The sequence below is a fragment of the Methanolobus sp. ZRKC5 genome (assembly GCF_038446525.1).
Lineage (GTDB): Archaea > Halobacteriota > Methanosarcinia > Methanosarcinales > Methanosarcinaceae > Methanolobus.
In genome coordinates this window covers 1,627,511-1,654,105 of record NZ_CP151792.1, presented here as the reverse complement: position 1 = coordinate 1,654,105, position 26,595 = coordinate 1,627,511, and the positions used below count along the sequence as shown (strand labels likewise).

Sequence of the window (26,595 nt, the reverse complement as noted above, 5' to 3'; positions counted from 1 at the left end):
TTATCTCTCAGTTTTTCAATGATTCTTTCTGATCATTTGATGCAGTAGAAACCAGCCTGCATGTAAGAGTACCAAAAGATTTCCACTGTTTTGAAGCCTGTTTTTCGTAGTAGTTCCAGATGTTCTTCAACGGTTATGGGAAAATATTCAGTATCAAAACGCTTAAGGTGAGTTTCTATCTCTTCAACACTTCTACTTTGGGTGGACTGGAACTCTCCCCAGTAACGTTTTCCAACATCAACGCCTTTTTCTGTCAGCGGCCTGATGTTCTCGAAGGTGATGAAAATACCATCTTGTTTTAGTAGTTCATGGCATACTTTTACGGCTTTAGTTCTGTTTTCACTGCTAAGATAATGGTGACATTGGATGGCAGTAATAACATCCGGTTTTTCCTTAAGTTCCTGTGAGAAACCCTGTGTTGGTGAAGTTCTCAGAAATTCAATCCTCCTGGGAGTATATGATGAAAGTTTATCCCTTGCTTGCTGCAACATTCCTTCAGATGGATCAAGCATCAGGAATTTTGTATCAGGGAACTGCTCAATGGCTTTTGTGACCAGTGAACCTGTACCGCATCCAGTATCCATCCAGACATTCGGGGTATCCGGCAGTGATCGGATAAGATTAATGGTTTCCTGATGGAAACATGAGTAGTATGGAAGGACAGAGGATATTTTTGTATCGTAATCCTCGGGGACATGAGGTGTCATATTTTCTGAGGGTTCTGTGGAGGACATGTACAAAGTTGGACTATTTTTTGCTTTATATTTCCTTTGGAAGAACTTTTATATAATGTAGCAACCAAATGACTGATTAGTCAATTTCAGAAGTAGACTATGGAAGAACAAATGCTGAAAGAGTACAATTATAATTGCAATTAGTTATTGAATAAGAGGAGGAATTCAATGTTATACAGAAAAATGCCAAAAAGTGGTGATGAACTTTCGATACTTGGTTTTGGAGCCATGCGTCTGCCGGTTAGAGAAGATGGGAGCATTGATGAGGAAAAGGCTATGCAAATGGTTCGCCACTCAATAGACAATGGCGTGAATTATGTGGATACAGCATGGCCTTATCATATGGGAGCAAGTGAGCCTTTCCTTGCACTTGCACTTGCAGACGGATACAGGGAAAAAGTGAAACTTGCTACAAAACAACCACAATGGATGGTCAAAAAGGCAGAGGATATGGATAAGTTCCTCAATGCCCAGCTTGAAAAACTAAATACAGATCACATTGATTATTATCTTATTCACAGCCTGGTAGGGAGTAGCTGGGAAAATATCAGGGATCTTGGTGTGATCGAATTCCTTGACAGGGCGAAAGCCGACGGACGTATCATCAATGCAGGTTTTTCGTATCATGGAGATCCTGAGGACTTCGCACCAATTGTGGACAGTTATGATTGGGATTTCTGTCAGATCCAGTATAATTTTCTGGATGAGAATGTTCAGGCAGGAACAGAAGGACTTGAGTATGCTGCATCCAAAGGTCTTGGTGTTGTGGTAATGGAACCAATGAGGGGTGGAAATCTTGCAGATCCTATTCCTGCTGAAGCAATGGATATCTGGAACGAGGCTGATATCAAGCGTAGCCCTGTAGAGTGGGCATTGCGGTGGGTCTGGAACCATCCGGAAGTCACCGTTGTACTTTCCGGTATGACCGAGCCATCTCATGTAGAAGAAAATCTGAAGGTAGCTGAAGAGGGTCTTGTCAATTCGCTGACCGAAAAAGAGCTTGAACTTGTTAACAGGGTTGCAGAGAAATACAGTGAACTCATGAAGATCAACTGCACTGGTTGCAGATACTGCATGCCATGTCCTGAGGGAGTAGATATTCCTACATGTTTTGAGATGTACAATAACCTGCATATGTTTGGTGATGAGAACGGCATGCTGAAAATGATGTATGCTGCAAAACTTGGCGATATACTCAGAGGAGCTGAGACGAATTTCGCTTCACAATGTGTACAATGCGGTAAGTGTCTGGATGCATGTCCTCAACAGATTCCGATACCTTACATGCTGGAGAAGGTTGCAGAGGAGTTCGAAGGTCCTGGTATGGAAGAGAGAAGGGGTTTTGTCAAGCAGTTGTTTGTTAACGATAGCTGTTAGATCGTTAGAATAATACAATGATTATAGATAGGGAAATTTGATAACGTAAAGAATGTTTTAAAAGATCAGCTGGGTTTCAGTTATAGTGAGGGAGGTGTTGAGAATGCTTTTCCTTGCACAACTGAAGTCTCATCTTGCGCTTGAATCTGTGTGCTGATACCGGCATTTACTCCTGTGCTGAAAAGGAGTTTTGTTAAGTTAGCAGGTAGAAGGTATGATATTTATTTACATTGAAATTTTATAAAATACAAATAACAAATTGATTAAATACTATAATTGGGTTTGTTAATTATACGGTTATTCTACATTTTTTTGTAGAGTGTTTCCTCTATCAACTAAAACGAGTTGTATTTTATGAAAAAGACATTACTTGATGTTCTGTTTGCTTCTGAAAAAAGAAAGAATGTGATTTTATTACTGAAAGATAGCCATCAGGAAATGAGTTTTCTGCTTGTTAATCTCAATACTTCAAGGCAGGCATTACTTCCGCAGATGAAGATCTTGAAAGAGCATAATCTTATTTATCAATCGGATGACAGTTACGGGTTGACAAGTATTGGAAAGTTGATAGTCAATGAAATGAAACCCTTTCTGGATACTATTGAAATGCTGGATGAAAGCAGTCGCTACTTCGCGCAACACAAACTAGATGCTATTCCAAAACATCTCCTGAGAAGGATAAATGATATCAGGGGTTTAACTCTTGTAGAACCCGGATATGTTAATTCAATTGAACTGAATGCAGATTATCTTACAGACTGCCTTGAATCTAAAGCTGTTTACTTTGTTTATACTTTTATGCATCCAGGAGCCCTATCTGTTTTGGATCAGCTGGTCAATAAAGGCATAGAGGTTTCGATGATCTTTTCCAAAGAACTTATCTCTAAATTATAGTTATTAACCAAACTATTAATACTAATTGAGTATAACAATACTGTATGGCTAAACCCGAACAAATTCCGATAAAGCATCATCTTTCATCAGAAGAATTGCTTAAACATATTAAGTCATTAGAGAAAGACACACGAGTTCTACAACGTTTATATTTTGTTAAACATCGTTATGAAGGAGCTTCTGTTAATGAAGCAGCTAAACTTGTAGGGATATCAAAACCCGTTGCATATCAATGGCAAGAGCGGTGGAATCAAGACGGATATGAAGGATTAAAGCCTAGGTTTTCAGGAGGATGTCCTTCCAAACTCACTGATGATCAAAAAGAAAAACTAAGGGACATGTTACATGAAAGAGATGATTGGTCTACAAAAGAAGTTCAGGAACTCATTTATAATGAATTTAAGGTTCAATACACCATTAAGCAAATACTAGTGATCTTGAAGAAGTTTGGCATGCATCATGCCAAACCATATGCGCATGATTATCGAAGACCACAAAATGCAGAAGATTGTTTAAAAAAAACTTACCGTTAATCGATGATGATTGCGTTATCGGATTTCTTGATGAATCATCTCCCCAAACAACATCAAATACGGTTCGTTTATGGTCTTTCAATAAACCTGCCATCTTCAAAAACACAACCAGGATAAAAGCAAACTCCTTCGGTTTTTATGCATTGAATGGTAATTCTGTTATTGATTTCAAAGAACATTCAACCAAGGAGGATGTATGTTCGTTTTTATCAGCTGTTAAAAACAATAACATGGGAGAGAGAATCGTAATTATTCTCGACAATTTTAGATCACATCGAGCAAAATATACAGTGGAATTTGCACAGGCAAATGATATTGAATTGGTCTATTTACCTCCATATTCACCCGACTTGAATCCAATCGAATTCATCTGGAAAAGTGTCAAAAGAATTATTTCTCGCAATTTTGTGAAAGATCTGGATCATATGAAAAATCTGATTGCTGAGGCGTTTATTGATTGTTCATCAAAGATTAGCTTCGCAAGAAAATGGATTGAGACATTTCTGGATGATAAGTTAAAAATGTTAAGTTAGTAACTATAATTGATGAAATGTATGATGAATCTAAATCTGCTCTTGGACTTGAAAATGTTAAGATATATACTTATGAAAAAGATGTAGAAATTTCATCACTCACGGTTTGTGACACTGGTTTTCTTTTAAGGCTACTTTCCAAAGATAATGAATTTAGTAATAAGCAGGTGACATGCTCCAGCCCAGAAGGGCGCAAGTGGGGTAAGGATCTTTATGATTATTACCTTAAAGATGCAAAGCTGATAACTGAAATATAATTTTTTATGTTTCTTTTTCTGGCAAAAAGAGTAATTTAATTAAAGTGGGATTAATTCTCTTTGATATTTGTTTATTTCTGGTGACAAATTTAGGTTGAATATGATTAATTACATAATCGAAGAAAAGCTTCCTTCAGTTGAAGAGTATAAAGAGCTACGAGAATCGGTTGACTGGTCTTTCCCGGAAGATAAATACATTTGCAAGAGTCTGAAAAATTCTAATTACTGCGTTTGTGCTATTGAAGATGGCAAGGTCATAGGCATGTCCCGTGTAGTAGGAGATTACAGTTTCATCTTTTTTGTTGCTGATGTCATCGTTCTGCCAAGATACCAGAATCAGGGAATTGGCACTGCACTTATGGAAAGAATAATGTTTTACTTGAAACCCAAGTTTGACAGTCAAAAGTAATAAATGTGTTCTTAATTTTGTTGTATTCGACCAAAAATGCAAACAAAACTAAGAACATACGAGATTATTCCTAACGAGAATATATGCTTTCCCATCGGAACCATTCTGGCAGTAAACCAACTTTACGAACTCCTTGACTTTTCCACTGTTTTTGGCAAACACAAAAAACATGGTATTGACATCAACGAGCTATTGAAAGCTCTTGTGAGCTATAAGCTCACAGATAATTTTAGCATCAAAAAAGCACATACATGGATTAACCGTAATGAAGTCCTTGATATCTTTAATCTTAAGGAATTTAGTGAAAGAACTCTGTACAGGGTTCTTGAAACCCTGGGAAATAATCGTGAAACGATTATTTCAGATATTCAGGATCGACTGTTTGCGAGGTATGATTTTGAACATACCAATATCAACATGGATTGGACAAGTGTTGTATTGTATGGCGATAAAGCTCCACTTGGTAAATATGGATATAGTCGTGATCATAGGCCAGATAAGAAGCAAATAACCATAGGTATCAGCGAACTCGCTGATCCCATCAACCTTCCTATTGGAATCACTGTAGAGAAAGGGAATTTGAATGATCATACTCATTTTAAGAGGACATATCATCAGGTAAATAAGAGACTTAGAAAAGGTTCTCTTGTTGTGTTTGATAAAGGTGCAAACAGTATAGAGAATATTGCCTTGGTCAGAGCAGATGAGATGCAGTACATAACTGCAAAAAAGCTTAATAAAAGCGATGATAAGATCATCGCAGATTTTGCTGGATATTATCCTGAGATAGTTGATCAGGAGAATGGAATCTATGGAATTAAGATTACTAAACCCAGTAGTGTAAACTATATTTACTTCTCAGAGAAGCTTCAAAAAGAACAACTGGAATCAAAGGGAAGAAAAGTTCTAAGACAAATTCATGAGGCGAGAGAATTACAGGAGATTATTGACAAGAATAAAAAGATTCCAAAACGTTTCAGGATCAATAATGTACTGATTGATGTAAGTTATTCATTTCAGACGAAACTTATCGAACTCAGTGAAAATGAAGCGATTAAACTTCTTGAAGATAAGCTCATCACTGGAAGAGAAGGATTTTTCTGCCTAAAATCAAGCAAGAATTTGACATTAAAACAAGCTATTCTAACATATCGAAAAAAAGATTCAATTGAGAAGATATTTCATTCCCTGAAGAACGAGATTGAGATCAAACCTTTGAGAGTGTGGACGGATGATAGCATTTATGGTGCTATAATCATTGGATTCATTGCACAGTTGTTCATATCGGTGATGCGATATGAATTTACAGAACTGAAACATATGTCAACAAAATTCATTAAAAAATCCGGCATTGTTAATTAAACATAGCTAGTTCTTTATTCCTATATTTCATCAAGAGCAAAACGGAGATTTTTAGCATTTCAAGACTTTTAGTATAACACTTTGACTTTCTCCTTAGTCTTGCCAGGAAATGCCTAAATATGCTGTTGTATCCTTCAACAGTATATGTTTCTGCTTTTGATCGAGTATGGATGTTTCTGGGGACTAACTTGGCATATGCCCTCCAATAATCCGTCATTACTTCCCCAACCTCTTTTGTCTTTAACTTTTTCCAGAGTTTTTGTCCTGTTTTTGTTCCTCTGCTGCCAAAAGAGCAATCGATGAATTTCTTCCCATATCTATCAACAGCAATCCATATCCAGCAGTAGTTTTTTTATTCCCAATATAAGTATGCATCTCGTCCAATTCCACAACAGAAATCTCATTTTCACTTTTTAGATCCTCTAATTCACTACCAAATTTTCGAATCCATTTTTGAACAGAAACATGACTAACGCCCAAAAAACGTCCAATTGAACGAAATCCCAACCCCTCCAGATAGAGTTGTAAAGCCTGTCGCTTAACAGATACGGGGCTAGCGGTGGATTTTATATCTACTGAATAGTTGTATCCACAATCATGGCATTTGTAGCGTTGTCGACCATCAATCCTACCGTTCTTCTTATGACTGGAACTCTTACACTTTGGACAATTCATATATAAAAAGAGGCCATCATATTATATAACGATGTTTAATTACCAAAGCCAAAAATCCATTTCGAATTTGACAGTTACTGTGGATTCATGGCAGAGAAAATCAAAAAAGTACATTTACTCAAATTTTGATGCGATAAATACTCTGTTTTTGGAGCGTAAATGGGGAATTTCATGATATTTTAAGTGAATTTATTAAAACTGTCAAATAGGTTTTCTGGACAAAAAAACTAAAAATATGGGCTGAAATAGAAGAGATTCTCTTTCGAAAAGATACGAAACTGTCAAACTTGGGTTGAAAGAGAACGTTCAGGAATATTCGTACATTACCCTGATGTCAGCAAAAGGAAGAGAGAACTTTTACGAAAAATTCGGCTTTTTCAAAAGGCCTACGGATGAGCATGGTTATGGGATGATGGTTGAACTTTAAAATAAGGCTTTTAAGGAATCTGGCAGTGTAAGATATATTGGGCAAGTATGTTATCTTCTTGAATTATTTTTCTATTTTATTCAGCTTAATTTAATCTACTTACAGTTCCTCTTGGTTCCTGTAATTTGAAAAGGTTCCCGAAAAATATAAATACTATTTGTGAAGTTTGCTTTTATGACACGCTTCTTTTAAGCCAAGAATAAAGTCAAAGTTCACGACTATACATTTTGATACGGATGAAAAAAATAATTAAGTGTTTTTGTAGTCAACACAAAAACACATTCAATAGCATTTCTATTTATATTTTAGTATCTTGTGACTGATTCTTTCCACAATATTTAAATATGATAATTCGGAATGTGTTCTCCAAAAAATATAAATATGGTTAATGGGTTTTACCATCTTACTGTCCCTTCTTAAAAACAGTAATAAAATCATAATTATCTCTAACTCTCATAAATTAATGAGGTGTAAAAATGGAAATGGAAGATCTTGTTCTCTGTACTCTTGCTATTGGTGTTCTGGTAAGTTTTTTCATCTATGCGATGACGAATTCCCTTCACTCTAGTCTGCCATTGGTCGAAACTCTGGCAATTGGTGGTCTGTGGGCCTACCTTTTCAATAATCCGAATATTTTATAAAATGTGAGTATTATTTCAACTCACATGATGCAAATTAATAATTGTAACTATTCAGCCTACCACAATTAGCCTATTGATACTGATTTAATCAAAACGGAGATGTTTGCTCACTAACAACCTAAGAATCAAAAAAGCAATCAATGACAACAATCAAAATTAATGATCCTAATAAAATGTAGGTCTCAACTTTTTGTCAAGATTGCTATTGATAGTGTTTTTATCAGGCTGAATAGTTACTAATAATTTAGTATTGAACCTTTTTCTCTAATAATCATTTTTTTCCACTCTCATTCTCTTGCTTCAAATAAGCCAGTGCTTCCTGGGTGCTATCACAAACGTGCACATGCTGCTTTTCCATGAGCTCTGTTAGCTCTCTGTCGCTTTTCATTCTCTTCATGACTTCGGGCTGTATTGAAGTTAGGTAGACCTTCTGGTGGAGTTTTTTGCTTGATTTGATGAAACTCTTAAGTCGTTCGATGCCTGTTGTGTCTATGAAGGGAACATAACGCATACGCATAATTATGTGAGGTTTGCTAATGGTTATGTGTTCGTTTAGTTTGCCCTCGAAAACGTTCATGGCTCCAAAGAAGAAGGGGCCGTTGATGGTGTAGACCGAGACGTTCTTTTCAAGGTAGGAGTCGGCAAAAATGGTGGCGTTGATGCCTTTTGTCTTATCGTAGTTCTCAATTGTATGAATGTCTATTACATTTGTCAGTCTGATGAAGAGCAGGATAATTGAAAGGAACATACCCATTTGTACGGCAAACACAAGGTCAGTGAGCACTGTGAGCAGGAAAGTGACAAGCAGGACAGCGCTGTCCATCTTGCTGATATGCATTGTGGTTTTGAGTTCTGTTAGATTGATCATCCTCACGGAGACGAGAATGAGCACACCTGCGAGGTATGCTTTGGGGATGAAAGCAGCAATCGGACCCAGGAAGAGTAATATGATCAGCAGTATAATGGCATGGAAGATACCTGACATCTGCGTCTTTGCACCTTCCCTGATGTTCACGGCACTTCTTGCAATGGCTGCTGTACAGGGAATTCCTGAGAAGAAGGGCAGAATCATGTTCGCAATTCCATGACCAATGAGTTCCTTGTTGCTGTTGTGTTTTGTGTTGGTCATACCATCACAGACCACGGCACAGAGTAGTGATTCAATAGTTCCCAGAAGTGCGATTGTAAGGGCAGCTGGCAAGATTGCCATGAGTAGTCCAAGGTTGAAGTTTAACATCTGTATCTGTGGAAGCCCGGCAGGGATGCTGCCAACGATGGGGATGTCTATCTTGTAGAAAAAGACCAGCATTACCGATAGTATTAGTGCGATAATGGAAGCTGGAAGGCTGTTGATGTATCTGATTCTTGCCAGCATTCCCGGCAGATATAACAGAAGCAGAATGGTGGCAAAACATACCGTTATGGCAGTTGTGTCAAGAAGACTCAGATTGGAGATGATGGTGTATAGCGTTTCCCATACGTGTTCCTTTGCAGGAATTATCATTCCAAGAGCATTTGGTATCTGGCCGATAAGAATGATAGCACCGATACCGCTCGTGAATCCTGATATGACGGGGAGGGGGATGTATTTAACAACCTTACCAAGTTTCAGGACCCCGAACAGTATCTGAAATGCACCGGCAAAGAAGCCTGCAAGAAGTAGTCCTTCAAGCCCGAAGCCGTGCAGTGTTGAAAGAATGATGACAGTCATTGCCCCGGTGGGTCCGGAAATAGAGTATTTCGATCCCCCTGTTGCTGATACTAACATACCCGCAATGATAGCTGTGTACAGCCCCATCTGAGGCTCTACACCTGAAGCAATGGCAAAAGCAATAGCCAGCGGCAGCGCCACAATGGCCGTGATAAATCCAGCCTTTAAGTCGCTCGTAAACGATTCTCTGAAATATTGTGTAACTTTGTTTTCCGTTTTCATATAGAAGCCAGCTGACCCGAGTCAAGAATTGTTCTAATGAATGCGTAGAACAGTGCTTAGATATATAAAACAAATTGATAATGAAAAAAAGTTATAAATGTTATGAGAAGTTATGAGAAAGCTCATTTTATTCATTTTTCGAACATGAAATTAAAGAAATAAAGGTCAAGAAGGACTTTTTTGGGAAGTTTGTGTTCTTTAAGAGGCCTAAGGATGACTATGTTCCGGAATCTTTCATCCATCATAATTATCTCTCAATCCTCCCAATAAAATCATATGAACCCCATCATCTCCCAAATTAGAAAAGACCTGGAACAAAACGCCGATGAAAAAACAAAGATCAGTTCCGCCCGTTTTTTCAAAGAGGAAATGAAGTCCTACGGTGTGAAATCCGCAGGAGTCCGAAAAATAGCAAAGGATTATTTCAAGATCATATCCGACAAAAGCAAGCCGGAGATATTTACACTTTGTGAGGAACTCCTAAGTTCAGATTACAACGAGGAAGCTTTTATTGCATTCGAATGGTCATACTATTTGAAAAAGCAATATGAACCTAAGGATTTTGCTATTTTTGAGAGATGGGTCTGGGATTATGTAAACAACTGGGCGAAATGTGATACTCTTTGTAATCACACCATAGGAGCATTTGTTGAAATGTATCCTCAGTTTATTGATTCTCTTAAGACATGGACAGGTTCGGATAATCGCTGGTACAGGCGTGCTGCTGCTGTCACACTCATAATACCTGCACGCAGAGGTGAGTTTCTGGATGATATTTTTGAGATAGCTGACCTGTTGTTAATGGATGGGGATGATCTTGTCCAGAAAGGATATGGGTGGATGCTTAAAGAAGCCAGCAAACAGAATCAGCAGGAAATCTTTGACTACGTTATGCGGAATAAGAAGGTTATGCCACGTACTGCGCTGAGATATGCCATAGAGAAATTCCCTGAGGATCTGAGGAAGAAGGCTATGGAAAAATGATTTCTGAGCTGTTTAGTGAAGTTGCTATGCGTGTTTCTTCCAGTGACTCTGTTTCTAATTATTCTAATCCTTCACTGATTGTTGAGCCGGTTGTTACCGGGCAGAATGCTATTATATTCTTGCACATTCATCCACCCTTCTTATCCATCCATATTTCAGGAACTCAGTAGAAGGGTACAAAAACTTTGGCTGGCATTATTATTCTGATCAATAATCAGAATATTCGTGGTAATACCAGCTATTCAATTACAGAAACTACTTTTAAATAAAGTAGATGCAAACAACTTCTCATGCACCTATTGGCAAGATAGTTTTACCGAACTTTTCATTTATTACTTCAGCCAGTGCCAGATAGATAGCACTGAAACCGCAGAATATCCCTTCATAGCCAGCGAACTGTTTTAATGATGCACTTCCTGTAAAGTCAGATATAGCCAGCAATATGAATAGCAGCGTCAATGTTCCGAAAACTACTTGCAAGGCCCTGTTGGCTTTAAAGGTCCCTATGAACATCCCGAAGGTGAACAATCCCCACATAAATAGATATGCTGCCATTTCTATTGAGCTGGGAGCTTCGGCCCATCCTAATTTTGGTGCCATCACTATAAACATTAAAGTGAGCCAGAATGCACCGTATGAAGTGAATGCTGTTGTGCCAAAAGTATTACCCTTTTTCCATTCTAAAATTCCTGCGATTATTTGAGCAAACCCTCCATAAAATAGTCCCATGGCCAGGATCATCGAGCCAAGTCCAAAGTATCCTGCATTATGTAAATTAAGCAGCACCGTGGTCATCCCAAAACCCATTAATCCCAAAGGTGCCGGATTTGCCGTTTTATCCTTTATTATAGTTTCCTCTATACTCATACCCCCTAATATTCACTCCTAAAAAAATGACATTGTAGTCTATGGGAGAGTAGGATATAAATATTATCGATTGTTGGTGCTTATTTCAAGAGGATATCTAATTAGCTCCAGAAACTCACAGCTTCAGATCTATAGTTGCAAATATTTTAAAAGGAAATATCCAGAGTACTAAATTCTAAATCAACTCTTAGAAGCAAAAAAGAATTGATAGAGAAATTCATACAAGAAAATCTCCCTGATATCCACACTAGTGATAGTGTTTCAGAGGAATTTGAGCAATTCTGGAATAATGAACAGGAAAAAGCTTTTGAGCAACTGGTAAAAGATGAAGTTCTATCAGAAGAGCGAACCCAAAAACTCATAGAAAACTACCTCTACGCTGAACAAGAACCAATATTAGATGAGATATTGGAATTAATAGAAGGTGCACAACCATCTGTTCTGAAGCGCAAAAAGATAGGTGCTAGAATATTGACAAGAATAAAGGATTTTGTTGATACTTTCATCGATGGTATGGATACAAATTGATTTATATTTATCGTAAAATTCCCATCATAAATTTTAACTTTACTTGTTTGGATATAAAGTGCTAGTCAAGCTCGTGACCATGTGTATATAAATAGCTAGTCAAACGTTTGACCAGTTATTTATATGTAATTAAGTATGCTTATATAGTAAAAACATATATTTATATATATGGACTTTTTGGAGGTATCCCGGCAGAATCCCTGGTGGAAAAATGCGTCTGAAATATTTAATGATGAAAAAATAAAGCAATTAGATGCATCTGATATCCAGTGGAAACCACGCCTGAAATATTATCTTAAATTTGACCGTGATAAAGTCTATACTCTCCGTGGTCCAAGACAGGTAGGCAAAACAACATTATGCAAGACATTGATACAGGATTTACTGACAGAGAATGATCCAAAAAGTATTTTTTATTACAGTTGTGATCTGGTATCCAATGAAAAAGAATTATTTGATGTAATTCATCAATATATGGACTGGTCATCAGCTTTTGACCTTGATCGGAAATATCTCTTCCTTGATGAAATTTCCTCTGTGAAAAACTGGGAAAAAGGTTTGAAACACCTGATAGATACAGCTGTTTTAAAAAATACTTCTATTATGCTAACAGGCTCTCACTCCATAGACATAAAAAAGAGCATTGAAAGGCTTCCAGGAAGAAGAGGTGAAGCTAATGAGACCATTGACAAAATTCTTTTACCAATGAAATTTGCCGAATTTGCTGAAAGTGTAAGCCCTGAAATAAAGGCTCTATTTGAAGAACATGGTCTTTTCCATAATTCTAAAAGGCAGGAAATAATTCATGGATTATTTGAGGGAGAGATCGATCCTATTCTCAATATTTTGCAACTTTATCAGGATGATATAAACACTCTATTTGATCAGTATCTCATGACCGGAGGTATTCCAAGACCGGTAAATGAGTTTTTTTCTAATGGAACTATCAACAATAGTACCTATGAATTATATGTGCGCTCTCTTATGGGTGATCTTGCAAGATGGCAAATTCCGGAAATTGCTGTGAAGCAAATTCTAAGTTCTTTATTTAAAAAGCTCACTACAAATGTTAGCTGGCAGAGCTTAGTTAATGAGACTGATATTTCCTCGCATAATACGATATCAAAATATGTGCAAAGTCTTGAAAGTTCATTCGTATTAAATATATTATATGCTCTTGACCTTAACAAGAAGGTTCCAAGTTTTAGAAAAGAAAAAAAGATATATCCGCAAGATCCGTTTATTTTTCATTCTCTAAGATCATGGACTTCTGCTTCAGTGAATTACTTTGAATCCAGTCTTGAATATCTCTCTAGTCCGGAAAATAAAAGCAAACTAGTTGAATCTGTTGTCCAAAGCCATTTTGTAAGGTTCATGTACAATACATTTCCAAGTGATATTTTTTCTCCCGAAGAACATCTTTTCTACTGGAGAGGCAAAGGTGGAAAAGAAGTTGATTATGTATTAAAGTCAAAAGACAATGAATTATTGTCTGTTGAATTAAAATATCAAAATAAACTTCAAAAAAGTGATTATAAAGCCTTATCCTCATTTTCAAAGGGTATAATGCTTTCCAAAAATAACTTTGAGCCTGGCAATTATCTTACAATTCCCGTTTCTCTCTTCCTATTATTAATATGATAATTGCTAGCTTAATATCAAACTTCACTTGATGGACACAACTCATTCATAACACATTCCCCGCACTTCGGTCTTCTTGCGATACACACATTTCTGCCGTGAAGTATCAATGTCATGGAAAGGTTCTCAAGGTCCTTTTTCTGAGCAAGTGCCATGAGGTCGATTTCTATTTTTTTAGGGTCGCTGTATTGAGTGAAACCGAGTTTCTGCGATAGGCGAGTCACATGCGTGTCCACTGCAATGCCTTCGATAATGCCGAATCCTCTTGCCAGAACTATGTTGGCTGTTTTTCTTCCAACACCTGGTAGTTTAAGCAGATCTTCCATAGTATCCGGAACTTTTCCATCGAATTCTGTGATGATAATCTGTGCACTTCCGATAATGTGTTTTGCTTTCTGGTGATAGAAACCTGTTGTGTAGATATCCTTTCCGAGTTCATCCAGACTTGCATTGGCAAAATCCTCAACTTTGAGGTACTTTTTGAACAATACTTGTGTGACCTTATTGACCTGTTTGTCTGTACACTGAGCGGAAAGAATTGTTGCAACCATCAGTTCCAGTGGATTCTTGAAATGAAGCATAGGCTCAGCATTGGGATATTCATTCTGCAGTAGTTTGAAAATCTGGTTAAAATTTTTACTGTTATCAGGTGATCGAGATTGCGTGGTCATGAGGATAGATAGGTATTTGTTACTTCTTATGTTTATTCAATACCCCATCATTTCGACTCGAACTAAAAATAATAACTATTAATATAAAAAATATAGGCAAATGTAACTACTAAAAAGAAAAGAATAAAAGTTACGGGTTTTAGAGCCCGTAAACTTCAATGTTCTTGTCAGCGAGTGCCTGAATCTTTGCAATCTCTTCCAATCCACCTTCCATTTTGAAGAGGTGGCTGAAACGACGCTGCATCTTGAGGTAATCCTCAACAGGCTTAACGTTCTTTCCGATCTTCCTTACTTTGGTAACTTCGCCTTCTTCAACTTCGTATAGTGGCCAGAGACCTGTCTGCACAGCCATCTTTGCTACCTCTACGGTCTTGGAAGTGTCGAATCCCCATCCTGTGGTACATGGAGCGTGTGCGTGAATGTAGGTTGGACCTTCGATGTCTACAGCCTTCTTCACCTTATTGATCATGTCCTTTGGATATCCGATGGATGTGGTTGCCACGTATGGTGCACCGTGTGCCACCATAATAGCAGGCATGTTCTTCTTTGGTCTGTCGTTTCCGAAGGAGACCTTTCCTGCAGGGCTTGTAGTGGTTGATGCACTGAATGGTGTTGCACCACTTCTTTGCACACCTGTATTCATGTAAGCCTCATTGTCAATACAGACATATGTGAGGTCATGTCCTCTCTCAAATGCTCCGGAAATGGAACGCATACCTATGTCAAGTGTTGCACCGTCTCCACCCATAACAACGACCTTGGTGTTTCCTTTCTTTCCAAGTGCCTTAAGGGCAGCCTCGATACCAGACCCAACAGCAGCTGCATTCTCGAAAAGTGAGTGTATCCATGGTACATCCCATGCAGTCTCAGGGAAAGGTGTGGTCATAACTTCAAGACATCCGGTTGGATTGATAACTATACAGTCTTCACCGGCGCCCATAAGTGTGAACTTTGCAGCCATTGCATCACAGCAACCTGCACATCCTCTGTGTCCCGGGGCTAACAATGATTTCATAGTAGTTCCTCCTTCAGATCAGTAAACTGGCTCTCGATCGTGATACCTGTTTTTATGACTTCCTTTGCATCATCGACTATCTTCTCGATAAGATCGACCTTGATGTCTCGTCCACCATGTCCTACCATGTAGCCGATAATAGGCATGTCGAGTTTGGTATTGTAAAGAGATGACTTTGTTTCAGTGAAAAGTGCACCTTCATTCAGTCCAAGTGAGATGTTCTTGTCAAGCACAACAACAACTTTTGCGTCCTTCAGAGCGCCTTTGATAGCTTCTACAGGGAATGGTCTGAACGACCTGACCTTCAGAAGACCAACCTTTACATTCCTGTCTCTGAGTTTATCAATGACGTCTTTAATGGTTCCGATAATGGATCCCATTGCCATGATGATGATGTCTGCGTCATCTGTTCTATACTCGTCAATAAGTCCGCCGTAGTATCTTCCGTATACGTCGTAGAATTCATTTGCCACATCCTCTATTTTCTTAAGAGATTTCTGCATTGCCTGCTCCTGCAGGTATCTGAATTCAGTATAGTAGTTAGGGTCTGCAAATGCTCCGAAACTCATTGGGTTCTTTGGATCAAGAACATGTTCTGGTTCAAATGCAGGCAGGAATTCATCTGTGAGATCCTGTTCAAGAAGTACAATAGGTTCGTAAACGTGTGACAGGATAAAACCGTCCATACAGACCATTGATGGCATGAGGATATCCTTGTCCTCTGATATCTTGAAGGCCTGTGCGGTCATATCGGAGATTTCCTGTGTGTTTTCTGCGTAGAGCTGTAACCATCCGGTATCTCTCTGTGATATTGCATCCTGGTGGTCATTCCATATGCTAATAGGAGCACTGACAGCCCTGTTTGCAATGGTCATCACAACAGGTAGTCTCATACCGGAGATGTTGAACAGTACCTCATGCATGAGTTCAAGACCCTGTGATGTTGTAGCTGAGTAACATCTTGCACCTGCAGCAGATGCGCCGACTAGTGCTGAGAGTGCTGAAAACTCTGATTCTACATTGATGTATTCGCAGTTTGGTATTTCACCATCTGCCATAAATTGTGAAAGATCTTCAACTATGTGGGTCTGTGGTGTGATAGGATATGCTGAAATTACGTTTGGTCTGCAGACCTTAGTAGCATGTGCAACAGCATATGATCCTTCAACAACGACCATTTTTTCCTTGTCAATTTTGTTTTCAGGTGCCATTTATTTCTCCTCCAGAACCATATCGATTGCGTCCTTTGGACATTCGTTTGCACAGATTCCGCAACCCTTGCAGAAATCATAATCAAACTCGAAGAATCCGTCATCTCTTGGGTTTATCGAACTGTCAGGGCACAGAAGTTCACACAACTTGCATTTAATGCATTTTTCGTAGTCATAAACCGGCTTGAAAGTTCTCCATCCACCAGTCTTGTTGATTCTGGTGGTACCTGCTTCACAGACTCCTCCTGGAAGAATTTTCATTTCTTAGCCTCCTTCATCATGTCGTATGCTTCCTGGATAGCTTTAGCGTTTCTGTCTCCGACCTTGCCAGGGAATCTTTCCTTGACAGCTTCTTTGATGGACTCGGCTTCTATCTCGCCTGTTGCACCTGCAAAGGCACCCAAAAGTACAGTGTTAACAATAGGTCTGCCGATAATATCCAGTGCGATCTTTGTTGCATTCACTGTCATTATCTTTGCTTTTGTGTCGATGTTGAACGTGTCAGCATCGAAATCACTGTTTATAATAAGCATTCCGTCTTCTTTGAGGCCACTTGCAACATCTACAACCTCAAGGAGTGTAGGATCCTGTACAATAACATAGTCAGGTTCGTAGATCTGGCTTCTGAGCCTGATGGTCTCATTATTAATCCTGGTGAACGCCTGGACCGGTGCTCCCCTTCTTTCCACTCCGAATGCAGGGAAGGCCTGGCTGAATTTCCCGTCTGCAAAAGCAGCAACAGCCAATAGTTCAGCGGCTGTGACAGAGCCCTGCCCACCCCGGCCGTGTATTCGTATTTCTTTCATCTAGAATTCTCCATAAACCATGTGTAATAATAGATATAACAATTTATTCAGATATTCGACCAAACGTTTTTAGTTGGGTAACATTGCACATGTCTAGTGTCGAACAATGATACTTAAAAAGTATCAGGATTTCGTCAACTGACGTTAAATGCAATGGTTAATTGTGTAGAATCGATTAATTACTATTTAGTCTTTTGGTAATTTACAGTGTTAATTTGCTGAATTTTTATAAAATATTATAAAATTAAAAAAGAAAAAGAATTATAAAAACAATGTCAATTGGCATCCTTGCACATTCTGTCCAAACTTAGAAGTATCTCATCAATGTTCTTTGCCACATCAATATTCTTTCTTACATGCCTGCCATTCTTCATCCCGCGGGTGAACCATTGTGCTTGCGCCTTTACGTGAACCGTATGCATCAGTTCATGTTCCTCAAGAAGACTAAAATACTCCCGAATATCGGCAACTCTCTGGCTGCACTGCTTGTACTCAAGCAGTTCTCCTGTTTCAAGATAGTGCGATATCCGTTTGAAAAGGAAAGGATTACCCATTGCAGCTCTTCCTATCATTATCCCATCACATTCGGTATATTCCAGAGTTTGCTGCGCGGATATCTCGTCAACGATGTCGCCATTGGCAATGACAGGAATGCTTAGTTCCTGCTTTATTTTCCGCACATAGTCATGATTGGCTTTTCCTGAATACTGTTGTTGCCTTGTCCTGCCATGCACCGTTATCGCAGAGGCTCCGGCACTTTCTATCAGATGGGCTATTTCCAGAGTATTTTCCATATCCTGCAAAATTCGTATTTTGGCAGTAACAGGAGTGGACAGATTTTCTGATAGTTCTTTTACGATATCATGAATAAGCTCAGGTGAGCTGAGAAGGGCGGATCCACAGCCATCCTTTGTCAGGGTTTTTGCAGGGCATCCAAAATTAATGTCAATGATTTCAGGCTTGTATATCTCTTCAATTCTAAGAGCCGCTTTTATCATTGTTTCAGGCGAATTTCCGAATATCTGTATCCCAAGAGGTCTCTCATCTTCACAACTTATCCCACGATTAATTGTCTTCTTATTTTCGTATATGACAGCGTCTGCGCTTATCATTTCGGAGTATGTAAGAGAAGCTCCGTACTTTCTGCACATCAGGCGGAAAGGTAGGTTTGTTACGTTGGACATAGGAGCAAGCAGGATATTTCCGGGAATCTTAAGATCTGCAATCTTCATGTTAATCGTTTTATTGGTGGTATTGAAAGTTCAATGCCACCTGATTTTTGTAATCTTATAAATATGAAAGTGTGATTTGAAGTATTCTATCGAAGGGTATGCTAATATATAAGTAGGATGTATGGAAAAATCTATTGAAATAATTCTTATTTACTAAATTTTACAAAATATAACAGGTTCATCTATGACAAAGATCTTAGCTTTTGTTGGAATGCCGGCTTCTGGTAAATCAGAAGCAGCATCAGTCCTGCGCCAAAAAGGTGTCACGGTTATCAATATGGGAGATGTCATCAGGGAAGAGGTCGTCCGCAGAGGACTGGAGCCTACTGATGCTAACACAGGTGGTGTAGGCACCGATCTGCGTGAGAAGGAAGGAAGGAATGCCGTTGCAAAGAGATGTATCCCTAAGATCAGGGAAGCAAACGAAGACTTCATCGGTATCGATGGTGTGCGTAGCGTTCCTGAGGTCGAGCTCTTTAAAGAGGCATTTGGAGATGACTTTACTCTGGTATCGGTTGATTCTCCTCTTGAAATAAGATTTGCACGTGTTCTGGCACGTAAAAGAAGTGATGATATGCAGGATATCAGTGCTTTGAAGGCCAGGGATGAGCGCGAACTCGGATGGGGCATGGGGGAGGCAATGGAAGTTGCCGATCTGGTTATCGATAATAATGGCACCCTTGAAGAGTTCAATGATAAGATAACAGCACTTATGGAATAGTCATCATGATAAAAGTTGAAGTTTCAGCGATTGTGAATCCAACAGAGAGCAAGGACAAAGTACACTCTGCACTGATACAGATATTTCCTGACACAGATTTCGAATATGAAGAACTGCCGGAGCATAGTGGGAAATTCTCAGCTGAAGGTGACGTTTATACTCTCGAACATCTCCACTATCTAATCAGGGAAGAGGAGATCATAGACACCTCACGCACGCGGTTGAATGTGGGATTGACAGAGGATGAGATGTCTACTTCTTTCATCATCAGTAAACAGGTTGCTACAGTAGGCCGCCTGAACTATCCTGCACAGGCAGAACCTCTCGGCTCGATCAATATTAATGTCAGTGCGGATTCAGTAGAAGAATTTGAAAGATTCTACGACTGGCTGACCCCACCCACAGAGGATGGAGTTCCAGATTTTGAAAATGATATAGAGGATGTTTGAAATGAATATCAAGAACCTGAATTTCTCATCACGTGCTGTTACCGAAGATCCTTTTGAGTGGGCTTACGGTATTGAAGATATTGGGTACACCGGATGGGAGATAGTTCAGGAAGGTTCACAATGTCTGACAGAAGAAAACCTGTCCAAATTCATTGAGGTCAGGGACACTACTAATCTCAAGTTAAGTATGCATCTTCCTTTTTCCGATATGAATCTTGCAGGACTGAACCCCGGTATACACGGTGAGGTTATGCGACAGATGAAGTATTATCTCAATATGGCATCTGAGCTTGTTGAAGTAGCTGTACTGCATCCGGGTTACCTATCTCCATACGGTTCCAAGTTGCCTGAGAAGTCATGGGACACGTGTATAGAGTCCATTCAGATATTGTGTGACCACTCAGCTGATATGGGCATTACAATAGCTGTTGAGAATATGCCAAATTTCCCTAAAATATTTGGTCGCTATCCAGGTGAGATGCTGGACATACTAAAACAGGTGGACAGGGATAACGTAGGTATGACCCTTGATGTGGGACACGCCAATACAATGGGGCTTCTGGACGAGTTCGTAGTAAAGTGCAAAAGCAAACTTTCACATATGCATATCCATGACAACAACGGGGCACGTGACGAGCATCTCCCTCTTGGACAGGGCAATATCGACTGGAAAAAGCTCATGGACAGTCTGTCTGGTTACAAAGGCAGAATGGTCACTGAAATGGGTAGCCTTGATGAAGGCAGACAATGTGTCGAGTTTTTAAAGAACCTTTAGTTCACCAGAAAACCGAAAAATGTGAACTAAGCACAAAATAATATCTATTTTTCTTTTTTATTCTTCAAGCCTGCCGTGCCTGCGGTCTATATCGTCCATTTGGTCCAGCAGTTTGCGGATGGCTGCCCTTATGGCATCAGCCTGTGTAATGAATTTCTTGTTGTCTCCTACATGGCTGTTAAGGTCATTTAGGAGTTCCTGAGGAATGTCAACACTCACTTTTGGCATGGTTTCACCATTTTAAAAACAAAGATAGATTAATCTAATGAGATTTAACCTTTTATAGAAAAAGTGATTGTAAGATGCGAGCCGGAAGGGAGTTGAACCCCTGGCCTACGGATTAAGAGTCCGTCGCTCTGCCTGGCTAAGCTACCGGCCCGCGCTGATTGAGCGAGATGTCCATACGTATTAGCCTGATATATACATTTCGGTTAAAGGTGTTTGAGGGGTGAACTCAAACATGCTTCACTACGCATTTTGAGAGTCCCATTATCTCAACCATATCACTGTTATCAGGGCTATGCACTATCATTTGTCCTTTTTTCAGGTATGGGATACGCTTCTCGAATTCCTTTTTGACCTTCATCGTATTGATGGCCGCATCGTTGCTCAGGTTAAGGATGATGCGCGTGTTTATCTGCTTGAAAATAGTCTCATCGATATCCTGCGGGTCCTGCGTGATCAAAAAGAGTCCGAGTCCTTCCTTTCTTCCCTGACGTGCAGCATCTGCGAACTTGGAGATCAGGCGTCTTGAATGTTCACCTGATGCATTTGAAAGATAACGATGTGCCTCGTCAAGTCCTAGGATGATGGGTGTTTCCTTCACCGCAGCCTCACCGGAAGTGTTCAGTTTGTTGTCAACTATCAAGCTCATCAAAGTTAGAGTTATGATGTCGCGTATGCGTGAGTTTGTTATGTACTCTGTAGGGAAGACACTGACCTGCCCGGGTTTGAATATCTGTCCAAGTACCTCGTTTATGGGTCTTGCTGGCTGGTCGAAAACTCTTGCAAGAGCACGGTTCTTCACCCTGCGTGCGATACCGTCATAGGATGCTTCGTGTATCTTGCCACTCTCCACATAATAGTCTCTTGTGGCATCATCACCAATGAAGTCTATAAAGCCACCGTATGTGTGCTGAGTGCTCTTCTTAAAGAAATCATCCAGCAGAAGGTCAATTCCCACATATTGCAGTTCTGTCATGCCCACAGGCGCAATGAGCCATGAATTGTTGCGTACCATCTCAAAAGGTATGGTAAACTCAATCTGCTCAGCCCTTGACCTGCCTGTATAGCCCTCACCGTCAACCTTTGCCACAAAGGTTTTGGTGTTCTTACATGCACCGAAATTGACCTTTTCAGCACTGAACCTGAAGTCGTCGTCGTCTGTGATCTCAGGATTGTCTTCAAATATTTGTGAGTACTCATCCTGCGGGTCCATTATCACAAGACAGGGATTTCTCTTTTCCTCAGAACCACGAAGCTTGTAACGGTTATTTTCACTCATGAACTGGCGCAGGATATTCTTTGTAAGGAAGGTCTTTCCTGTACCTGTGCTGCCGCAGACAAGCATATGCCTGAATATCAGGGGGTCGCCCATGGAGTAATCATTCCTCAGGTAGTAAGGAACCGTAGGCGGTACTGCATGTGTCCTGACAAGTTCGCCGCCAACACTCAGGTGCCCCATGAATATACCCTCTTCAGGAATGTTGAGACCTGTCTGTATTTTCTTCTTTTCGGTCACAGGTAGTATTGGAGTGTTAGGACGGGGTATCCTGTCGCTCATTCTCCTGGCAAGTACTCCTTCTTTGTCTTTTGGTTCATAGAGAATGCATATTGGATCAAGGTAAGCCAGGAATTTATAATCCACTTCATCCGTTGTGTTGGACTGAAGCATTCTGCGTGAGTGTATCTCTGTGGCATCATCAACCGCAAACTCCTGGAGGTACTGGAGTTTCCATATCCGCGCGAACAGGTCTTCATCCCCGTATGGAACGATAACGTACGTTCCAAGTCTCACTTTCTGGCGGTGGGACGTTGTAATGTAACCGGTTATTCTCGCTCCGGCTTCTGTGATTTCCAGCGGGTCTATGCCTGTGGTTATTATTCCAAAGGCTCCATCTGAAACACCGTTCTGTCCTTTTTTGAGGGCTGCTGTCTCAGGTTCGAAATCCTCAAATAATTCATCTGTTCCATCTCCGCTGCCAGAAATCTCAGTTTTGAGTTCCTCATTATTCTTGTCAGCCTCATCGTTCCTGTCTTTTGCAAAAGAAAGTATGTCTTCATCTCTCATCCTATTCATCCCACCTTGTATCATTATATGTAGTGTCTATTTTTGAATTTCTGAACCTGTCTATAATATGTCGTCTTTCAGACACCGGTATCTTTGCTATTGAATCTGCTTTTGACAGGGTCTTTGGTACGCCGCCCACTGCCAGGTCGTAGAGTACTTTCCTTGTCATCCGGTTCCGCAGTTCCTCGTTCTTTATAAGTCCGTAAGGGGATTCTATTTTGAAAATGGTATTCAGTTTCGGGACGTATGCCATAAAGAAACAGAGGGCATAATCTTCCGCCTCAAATATCCCGTTGGCCAGTTCTGCAACCAGAGGAGAAGTGGCTTTGAGCATTTTTTCGTAGAACTGGTTTGGCTGTACGAACCAGTTGGTGTAAGTGATATACTTGTTTGCCTCTTTTTTCTTCATCCCGGATCTTTCAAGGGACAGTGCATTCTTGAAGAACTGTGCATCAACAAGCCATGGGAGGTCAAGTTCAGCATCCTGTTTTTTCAGTGCCAGCATTACCTGCATGTCCTCGGGGTTTTTGACAAACCCTACAAGAGGTTTCATGTTCTCAATATGATGATCCATTATGTCAATGTAGTTCTGAATTATTTTAGTGCTGCTTTCATCGAGGCGTATGTTCACATCCCCGGAATCAATAACCATCCAGTACATGACTCTTTTTGGATAGATAGGACCATCCATTATGAAAAAATCCTCATTTTCAATACTGTCAAGCATCCAGAGTATATGTTCGGATTCACAAAGATAAAGAGCTACATCGTGCAGTATATCCGTGACCTTCTTATTCAGCAAACCGGGTTGAATACGGATTATCTTTTTCCGTCCCATATTATTGTCAAATGATTCCCAGTCGTTGCTGGTATTCAGGTATATTTTTTTACTTGCTGTGTAAGCTGCTGCCACTATAGTTCGTTTGCTGTGGATGTCAAGGTCAGTAGGGGTGCTTGCCATTGCACAGTGGCAAAGATCAACATAAAGGCCGTTATCAAATGTTTTTGCAGTGGTACTCCCGCTGTCACACGAGTATGTTTTTGGGTAAGGATCTTCAACTTGTAGCATCCTTTCAATACTTGCTTTTCCACGCCTGACCGGTCCTATGGATCTTAGAACTATCTTTCCGTTATATTCAAGTTTTCTGAGCCGCTCAAGGATATTTTTTACATTTTCAGAGTCATCACATTCATTCTCATCTTTTTTGAAACAGTTGTCAATGCGGTCAACTATCTCATGTATCTCTTTTATGTGAATAGGCTCAAGGGTCATGGGGTAGAATAGTATCTGAATGATAATATTATTTTGGATTGGATTCTGTTTATTTTGAACCCTTCCATTTGTAAAAATCAATCTGATTTTGCCTTTCAAATCATATCCAAAAACAAATGTGTGCTGGAAGAAAGTGTTTCACATGCTTAACTTAAATGAAATTGATTACAGGTAAAGCTAATTTTTTAAAAACCCTTAAATAGTAACCATAATATGAACTATATTACATATATAAAGGTCTTCGGCAGTTAGTCTCCTGAAGTCATGTTGTTACTTATTTAAGAGGTTGTAGTTATGGAAAGTTATCAAATATTCTTGTTATTAATGGCAGTCTACGTGCTTGGACTGATAGGTATAGGATTGTATTTTACAAAACGTCAGAAATCTGTCACTGATTTCTGGCTTGCAGGCCGCAAGATCGGTACATTAGGCATTGGTTTTTCAGCAGCATCTTCTTGGATGACTGCGGGTGGCATATTAGCAGTTATTGGCCTTTACATGGTACTTGGAATGGGTTCCATATGGGGTTTTGTAGCTCCGAACATTCTGGCACTGCTGCTCATTGCCCTGCTTGTGGGTAAGATAAAGCACCTGCCTGCAATCACACAGCCAGAACTGCTGGAACAGAGGTTCAGCAGCACCATTCGTGGTCCTGTTGCAATCATCATCGCAATTGTAATGGCTCTTTTCGCAGTTGCTGACATCAAAGGTTTTTCACTTGTACTTAGCATCTTTTTCGGTCTGGAACCTATCTACGCTGCAGCAATTGTGGCCCTTGCCATCTCCGTATATGTAACTCTTGGAGGTTTCTCCGCAGTAATATGGACCGATGTCGTGCAGTTTATCCTGCTGGCGACCTTCTCACTTATAATTGCCCTTGTGGTTGTCAATGCAGCTACAACAGGCTCTGCTGATGTCCCTGCTATAAGTACATCCGAGCTTTTCGGTGATGTTTCTCCAGGATGGTGGAATCCATTCATAGTTGGTGTTCCTGCTGTAATGATAGCCATATTTGCCATAATACCTGGTTGGATCACAGAACAGGACCCATGGCAGAGGATATGGGCTGCAAAAGACGAAAAATCCGCAAGGATGGGTATGGTACTCGGTTCCTTACTTATTTTCCTTGTATTCGGTGTCTTATGTACTGTTATCGCCATAAGTCTAAACCATATATATCCCTCCATACCCGCTTCTTTTGCAGATATAGGAATGGGTGCAATGGCAGAGGCAGAACCTGCATTGCTGGTCTACATAGTGAGTAACCTTTCGCCAATAGCAATCGGTCTCTGTGCTGTCGGTCTTGCTGCAGCGGCCATGTCATCAGCTGATACTTTTGCAACATCAGGTGGTTCCTGTCTCTCCCGTGACATATACCAGAGATACATAAAACCTGATGCAACCATGAAGCAGATGATGAAGATCAACAGGATAAGTGTGCTGATAATCGTTGCATTGGCAACTGTGCTCTCGTTCTATATCAACAGCATCATCGATGTCATTCATATTGCAACCTTCATTGCCAGTGCATCATATTTCTTCCCACTTATGGGAGGCCTTTACTGGAAACGTGCAACAAAGGAAGGTGCTCTTGCAGGACTTGTTGTAGGTGCGGTCGCACAGATAGGACTGACAGTTGTTGACCTTGCAAATACTGCTCCGTTTGCACCAGCTTATCTTGATATGATTCACCCTATACTTTCAAACCACGGTGTCATCGTAGGAATGCTGCTCAGCGGAATAGCCTTTTTCGGTGTATCCCTTGCAACAAAACCATCCAGTACTGTAAATCTGGCTCCGTTCTTTGCCGACGAAGCAAAGAAGCTTGAGGAAGAGGTTACTGTAGTTGACGAGTCTGATCCAGATTACAAGAAACTTCTTGTCACTCTCGAAAAGGAAGTCACAGGAGACCGTGCAATTGTCAAACTGAATCTGGAGGCATCTGCAACTATCAACTGGCCTAAGTTCGTAAATGAGCTCAAATCCATCCATCCATCCTGGGTAACACCAACAGGCAGAGATTCTGTTTACAGGTTGACAAAAGCTGATATGCTTGCCTGTGTGTCCCTTACCAGGGGAGACAGTGAGAGGGAGATATGGTTTGCATCAGAACCATTGGCAGCTGATCTTGACCTGAGCACAAAGGAGTTCCTGGTTGCTTTCAAACAGGTTTCAGAGGCTCTCAAAAACATTGGATTGCTGATGACCCTGCCATCCGGTGACAATTATTGAGCATATAAGTCTACTCTGGAGTAAAATCCAGAGTAATCTAAATTTTTATTTTTACTTCTTATTTTTGTGTTAATATAATCTCAAATTTTACATCTTTATTCACTTCTTATATATTATATAAAAAT

At 39.9% G+C, this 26,595-nt stretch carries 25 protein-coding genes, 1 tRNA gene and 2 pseudogenes; 14 read left to right on the top strand and 14 right to left on the bottom strand.

Features of this window, described 5'->3' with window-relative positions; genetic code table 11:
• Positions 1-32: 32 nt before the first annotated feature.
• On the bottom strand, positions 33-734 hold the full coding sequence (locus WN948_RS08195; RefSeq protein WP_342303733.1) for a class I SAM-dependent methyltransferase: 702 nt from the start codon (positions 732-734) through the stop codon (positions 33-35).
• A 168-nt stretch (positions 735-902) separates the two neighbouring features.
• Between WN948_RS08195 and WN948_RS08190 the strand changes: the two genes are divergently transcribed.
• From WN948_RS08190 to WN948_RS08165, 6 genes and pseudogenes are all read left to right on the top strand, one after another.
• Positions 903-2,111, top strand: a complete 1,209-nt coding sequence (locus WN948_RS08190) for an aldo/keto reductase (RefSeq protein ID WP_342303732.1) — start codon at positions 903-905, stop codon at positions 2,109-2,111.
• Positions 2,112-2,465: 354 nt separating this feature from the next.
• Positions 2,466-3,005, top strand: a complete 540-nt coding sequence (locus WN948_RS08185) for a hypothetical protein (RefSeq protein WP_342303731.1) — start codon at positions 2,466-2,468, stop codon at positions 3,003-3,005.
• A gap of 44 nt (positions 3,006-3,049) precedes the next feature.
• Positions 3,050-4,071: pseudogene (locus WN948_RS08180) on the top strand (IS630 family transposase).
• Positions 4,072-4,088: 17 nt separating this feature from the next.
• Positions 4,089-4,328: a transcriptional regulator FilR1 domain-containing protein gene (locus WN948_RS08175; protein ID WP_342303730.1), complete on the top strand. Its 240-nt coding sequence runs from the start codon at positions 4,089-4,091 to the stop codon at positions 4,326-4,328.
• A 100-nt stretch (positions 4,329-4,428) separates the two neighbouring features.
• Positions 4,429-4,737, top strand: a complete 309-nt coding sequence (locus WN948_RS08170) for a GNAT family N-acetyltransferase (RefSeq protein ID WP_342303729.1) — start codon at positions 4,429-4,431, stop codon at positions 4,735-4,737.
• Between the two features lie 36 nt (positions 4,738-4,773).
• Positions 4,774-6,084, top strand: a pseudogene (locus WN948_RS08165) (transposase); the annotation flags it as partial.
• A 7-nt stretch (positions 6,085-6,091) separates the two neighbouring features.
• On the opposite strand, the gene WN948_RS08160 reads toward WN948_RS08165, so the two are convergent.
• Positions 6,092-6,774, bottom strand: a protein-coding gene (locus WN948_RS08160) for an IS1 family transposase (protein ID WP_342303728.1) whose coding sequence is annotated in 2 segments (ribosomal slippage) — positions 6,092-6,445 and positions 6,448-6,774 — 681 coding nt in all. Because the reading frame shifts where the segments join, the coding sequence is not laid out codon by codon here.
• A gap of 903 nt (positions 6,775-7,677) precedes the next feature.
• Here WN948_RS08160 and WN948_RS08155 point away from each other — a divergent pair.
• Positions 7,678-7,842, top strand: coding sequence for a hypothetical protein (locus tag WN948_RS08155; protein ID WP_342303727.1), 165 nt, complete (start codon positions 7,678-7,680; stop codon positions 7,840-7,842).
• 271 nt (positions 7,843-8,113) lie between these two features.
• On the opposite strand, the gene WN948_RS08150 is transcribed toward WN948_RS08155, so the two are convergent.
• On the bottom strand, positions 8,114-9,775 hold the full coding sequence (locus WN948_RS08150; protein ID WP_342303726.1) for a SulP family inorganic anion transporter: 1,662 nt from the start codon (positions 9,773-9,775) through the stop codon (positions 8,114-8,116).
• A gap of 276 nt (positions 9,776-10,051) precedes the next feature.
• Between WN948_RS08150 and WN948_RS08145 the strand changes: the two genes are divergently transcribed.
• Positions 10,052-10,759, top strand: coding sequence for a DNA alkylation repair protein (locus tag WN948_RS08145; RefSeq protein ID WP_342303725.1), 708 nt, complete (start codon positions 10,052-10,054; stop codon positions 10,757-10,759).
• Between the two features lie 288 nt (positions 10,760-11,047).
• Here the strand turns inward: WN948_RS08145 and WN948_RS08140 are convergent, their stop codons facing one another.
• Complete coding sequence (locus tag WN948_RS08140) at positions 11,048-11,626, bottom strand: acetate uptake transporter (RefSeq protein WP_342303724.1); 579 nt, start codon at positions 11,624-11,626, stop codon at positions 11,048-11,050.
• A gap of 156 nt (positions 11,627-11,782) precedes the next feature.
• Here WN948_RS08140 and WN948_RS08135 point away from each other — a divergent pair, with 156 nt between their 5' ends.
• A complete protein-coding gene (locus WN948_RS08135; protein ID WP_342306437.1) occupies positions 11,783-12,154 on the top strand; it encodes a hypothetical protein in 372 nt (123 codons plus the stop codon).
• Positions 12,155-12,322: 168 nt separating this feature from the next.
• Positions 12,323-13,795 carry an ATP-binding protein gene (locus tag WN948_RS08130; RefSeq protein ID WP_342303723.1) on the top strand — a complete coding sequence of 491 codons (1,473 nt, stop codon included), beginning with the start codon at positions 12,323-12,325 and terminating at the stop codon, positions 13,793-13,795.
• Positions 13,796-13,812: 17 nt separating this feature from the next.
• Here the strand turns inward: WN948_RS08130 and nth are convergent, their stop codons facing one another.
• The 6 genes from nth to dusB form a co-directional block, all read right to left on the bottom strand.
• Positions 13,813-14,466 (bottom strand): endonuclease III, encoded by a 654-nt coding sequence (gene nth, locus WN948_RS08125; RefSeq protein ID WP_342303722.1) that lies wholly within the window; start codon positions 14,464-14,466, stop codon positions 13,813-13,815.
• 139 nt (positions 14,467-14,605) lie between these two features.
• Complete coding sequence (gene porB / locus WN948_RS08120; protein WP_342303721.1) at positions 14,606-15,481, bottom strand: pyruvate synthase subunit PorB; 876 nt, start codon at positions 15,479-15,481, stop codon at positions 14,606-14,608.
• Positions 15,478-16,692, bottom strand: a complete 1,215-nt coding sequence (porA, locus tag WN948_RS08115) for a pyruvate synthase subunit PorA (protein WP_342303720.1) — start codon at positions 16,690-16,692, stop codon at positions 15,478-15,480. Before porA ends, porB begins: the two co-directional genes overlap by 4 nt.
• A complete protein-coding gene (porD, locus tag WN948_RS08110) occupies positions 16,693-16,953 on the bottom strand; it encodes a pyruvate synthase subunit PorD (protein WP_342303719.1) in 261 nt (86 codons plus the stop codon). It lies immediately after the preceding gene.
• Positions 16,950-17,498, bottom strand: coding sequence for a pyruvate ferredoxin oxidoreductase subunit gamma (locus WN948_RS08105; RefSeq protein ID WP_342303718.1), 549 nt, complete (start codon positions 17,496-17,498; stop codon positions 16,950-16,952). The genes porD and WN948_RS08105 overlap by 4 nt, the downstream gene beginning before the upstream one ends.
• A gap of 275 nt (positions 17,499-17,773) precedes the next feature.
• The gene (gene dusB, locus WN948_RS08100) at positions 17,774-18,730 is read right to left on the bottom strand and encodes a tRNA dihydrouridine synthase DusB (protein WP_342303717.1); all 957 of its coding nucleotides are present in this window, start codon (positions 18,728-18,730) and stop codon (positions 17,774-17,776) included.
• A 184-nt stretch (positions 18,731-18,914) separates the two neighbouring features.
• On the opposite strand from dusB, the gene WN948_RS08095 reads away from it, so the two are divergent.
• Genes WN948_RS08095 through WN948_RS08085 form a run of 3 tightly spaced genes read left to right on the top strand, consistent with a single transcriptional unit; the run spans position 18,915 to position 20,675 of the window.
• On the top strand, positions 18,915-19,451 hold the full coding sequence (locus tag WN948_RS08095) for an AAA family ATPase (RefSeq protein ID WP_342303716.1): 537 nt from the start codon (positions 18,915-18,917) through the stop codon (positions 19,449-19,451).
• A gap of 5 nt (positions 19,452-19,456) precedes the next feature.
• Complete coding sequence (locus WN948_RS08090; protein WP_342303715.1) at positions 19,457-19,900, top strand: RNA-binding domain-containing protein; 444 nt, start codon at positions 19,457-19,459, stop codon at positions 19,898-19,900.
• A gap of 1 nt (position 19,901) precedes the next feature.
• Entirely contained in the window at positions 19,902-20,675 is a 774-nt protein-coding gene (locus WN948_RS08085) for a sugar phosphate isomerase/epimerase family protein (protein WP_342303714.1), read from the top strand.
• 57 nt (positions 20,676-20,732) lie between these two features.
• On the opposite strand, the gene WN948_RS08080 is transcribed toward WN948_RS08085, so the two are convergent.
• From WN948_RS08080 to WN948_RS08065, 4 genes are all read right to left on the bottom strand, one after another.
• The gene (locus WN948_RS08080; RefSeq protein WP_342303713.1) at positions 20,733-20,903 is read right to left on the bottom strand and encodes a CopG family transcriptional regulator; all 171 of its coding nucleotides are present in this window, start codon (positions 20,901-20,903) and stop codon (positions 20,733-20,735) included.
• Positions 20,904-20,980: 77 nt separating this feature from the next.
• Positions 20,981-21,054, bottom strand: a tRNA-Lys gene (locus tag WN948_RS08075).
• Positions 21,055-21,129: 75 nt separating this feature from the next.
• Entirely contained in the window at positions 21,130-22,974 is a 1,845-nt protein-coding gene (locus tag WN948_RS08070) for an ATP-binding protein (RefSeq protein WP_342303712.1), read from the bottom strand.
• Positions 22,967-24,238 carry a DNA double-strand break repair nuclease NurA gene (locus WN948_RS08065; protein ID WP_342303711.1) on the bottom strand — a complete coding sequence of 424 codons (1,272 nt, stop codon included), beginning with the start codon at positions 24,236-24,238 and terminating at the stop codon, positions 22,967-22,969. Before WN948_RS08065 ends, WN948_RS08070 begins: the two co-directional genes overlap by 8 nt.
• A gap of 294 nt (positions 24,239-24,532) precedes the next feature.
• On the opposite strand from WN948_RS08065, the gene WN948_RS08060 reads away from it, so the two are divergent.
• Complete coding sequence (locus WN948_RS08060) at positions 24,533-26,470, top strand: sodium:solute symporter family protein (RefSeq protein WP_342303710.1); 1,938 nt, start codon at positions 24,533-24,535, stop codon at positions 26,468-26,470.
• Positions 26,471-26,595 lie beyond the last annotated feature (125 nt).

Bases quoted from the DNA above. Each gene is read 5' to 3' on its own strand.
- WN948_RS08195 (WP_342303733.1), bottom strand. From the start codon at position 734: ATGTCCTCCACAGAACCCTCAGAAAATATGACACCTCATGTCCCCGAG.
- WN948_RS08190 (WP_342303732.1), top strand. From the start codon at position 903: ATGTTATACAGAAAAATGCCAAAAAGTGGTGATGAACTTTCGATACTT.
- WN948_RS08185 (WP_342303731.1), top strand. From the start codon at position 2,466: ATGAAAAAGACATTACTTGATGTTCTGTTTGCTTCTGAAAAAAGAAAG.
- WN948_RS08175 (WP_342303730.1), top strand. From the start codon at position 4,089: ATGTATGATGAATCTAAATCTGCTCTTGGACTTGAAAATGTTAAGATA.
- WN948_RS08170 (WP_342303729.1), top strand. From the start codon at position 4,429: ATGATTAATTACATAATCGAAGAAAAGCTTCCTTCAGTTGAAGAGTAT.
- WN948_RS08155 (WP_342303727.1), top strand. From the start codon at position 7,678: ATGGAAATGGAAGATCTTGTTCTCTGTACTCTTGCTATTGGTGTTCTG.
- WN948_RS08150 (WP_342303726.1), bottom strand. From the start codon at position 9,775: ATGAAAACGGAAAACAAAGTTACACAATATTTCAGAGAATCGTTTACG.
- WN948_RS08145 (WP_342303725.1), top strand. From the start codon at position 10,052: ATGAACCCCATCATCTCCCAAATTAGAAAAGACCTGGAACAAAACGCC.
- WN948_RS08140 (WP_342303724.1), bottom strand. From the start codon at position 11,626: ATGAGTATAGAGGAAACTATAATAAAGGATAAAACGGCAAATCCGGCA.
- WN948_RS08130 (WP_342303723.1), top strand. From the start codon at position 12,323: ATGGACTTTTTGGAGGTATCCCGGCAGAATCCCTGGTGGAAAAATGCG.
- nth (WP_342303722.1), bottom strand. From the start codon at position 14,466: ATGACCACGCAATCTCGATCACCTGATAACAGTAAAAATTTTAACCAG.
- porB (WP_342303721.1), bottom strand. From the start codon at position 15,481: ATGAAATCATTGTTAGCCCCGGGACACAGAGGATGTGCAGGTTGCTGT.
- porA (WP_342303720.1), bottom strand. From the start codon at position 16,692: ATGGCACCTGAAAACAAAATTGACAAGGAAAAAATGGTCGTTGTTGAA.
- porD (WP_342303719.1), bottom strand. From the start codon at position 16,953: ATGAAAATTCTTCCAGGAGGAGTCTGTGAAGCAGGTACCACCAGAATC.
- WN948_RS08105 (WP_342303718.1), bottom strand. From the start codon at position 17,498: ATGAAAGAAATACGAATACACGGCCGGGGTGGGCAGGGCTCTGTCACA.
- dusB (WP_342303717.1), bottom strand. From the start codon at position 18,730: ATGAAGATTGCAGATCTTAAGATTCCCGGAAATATCCTGCTTGCTCCT.
- WN948_RS08095 (WP_342303716.1), top strand. From the start codon at position 18,915: ATGACAAAGATCTTAGCTTTTGTTGGAATGCCGGCTTCTGGTAAATCA.
- WN948_RS08090 (WP_342303715.1), top strand. From the start codon at position 19,457: ATGATAAAAGTTGAAGTTTCAGCGATTGTGAATCCAACAGAGAGCAAG.
- WN948_RS08085 (WP_342303714.1), top strand. From the start codon at position 19,902: ATGAATATCAAGAACCTGAATTTCTCATCACGTGCTGTTACCGAAGAT.
- WN948_RS08080 (WP_342303713.1), bottom strand. From the start codon at position 20,903: ATGCCAAAAGTGAGTGTTGACATTCCTCAGGAACTCCTAAATGACCTT.
- WN948_RS08070 (WP_342303712.1), bottom strand. From the start codon at position 22,974: ATGAATAGGATGAGAGATGAAGACATACTTTCTTTTGCAAAAGACAGG.
- WN948_RS08065 (WP_342303711.1), bottom strand. From the start codon at position 24,238: ATGACCCTTGAGCCTATTCACATAAAAGAGATACATGAGATAGTTGAC.
- WN948_RS08060 (WP_342303710.1), top strand. From the start codon at position 24,533: ATGGAAAGTTATCAAATATTCTTGTTATTAATGGCAGTCTACGTGCTT.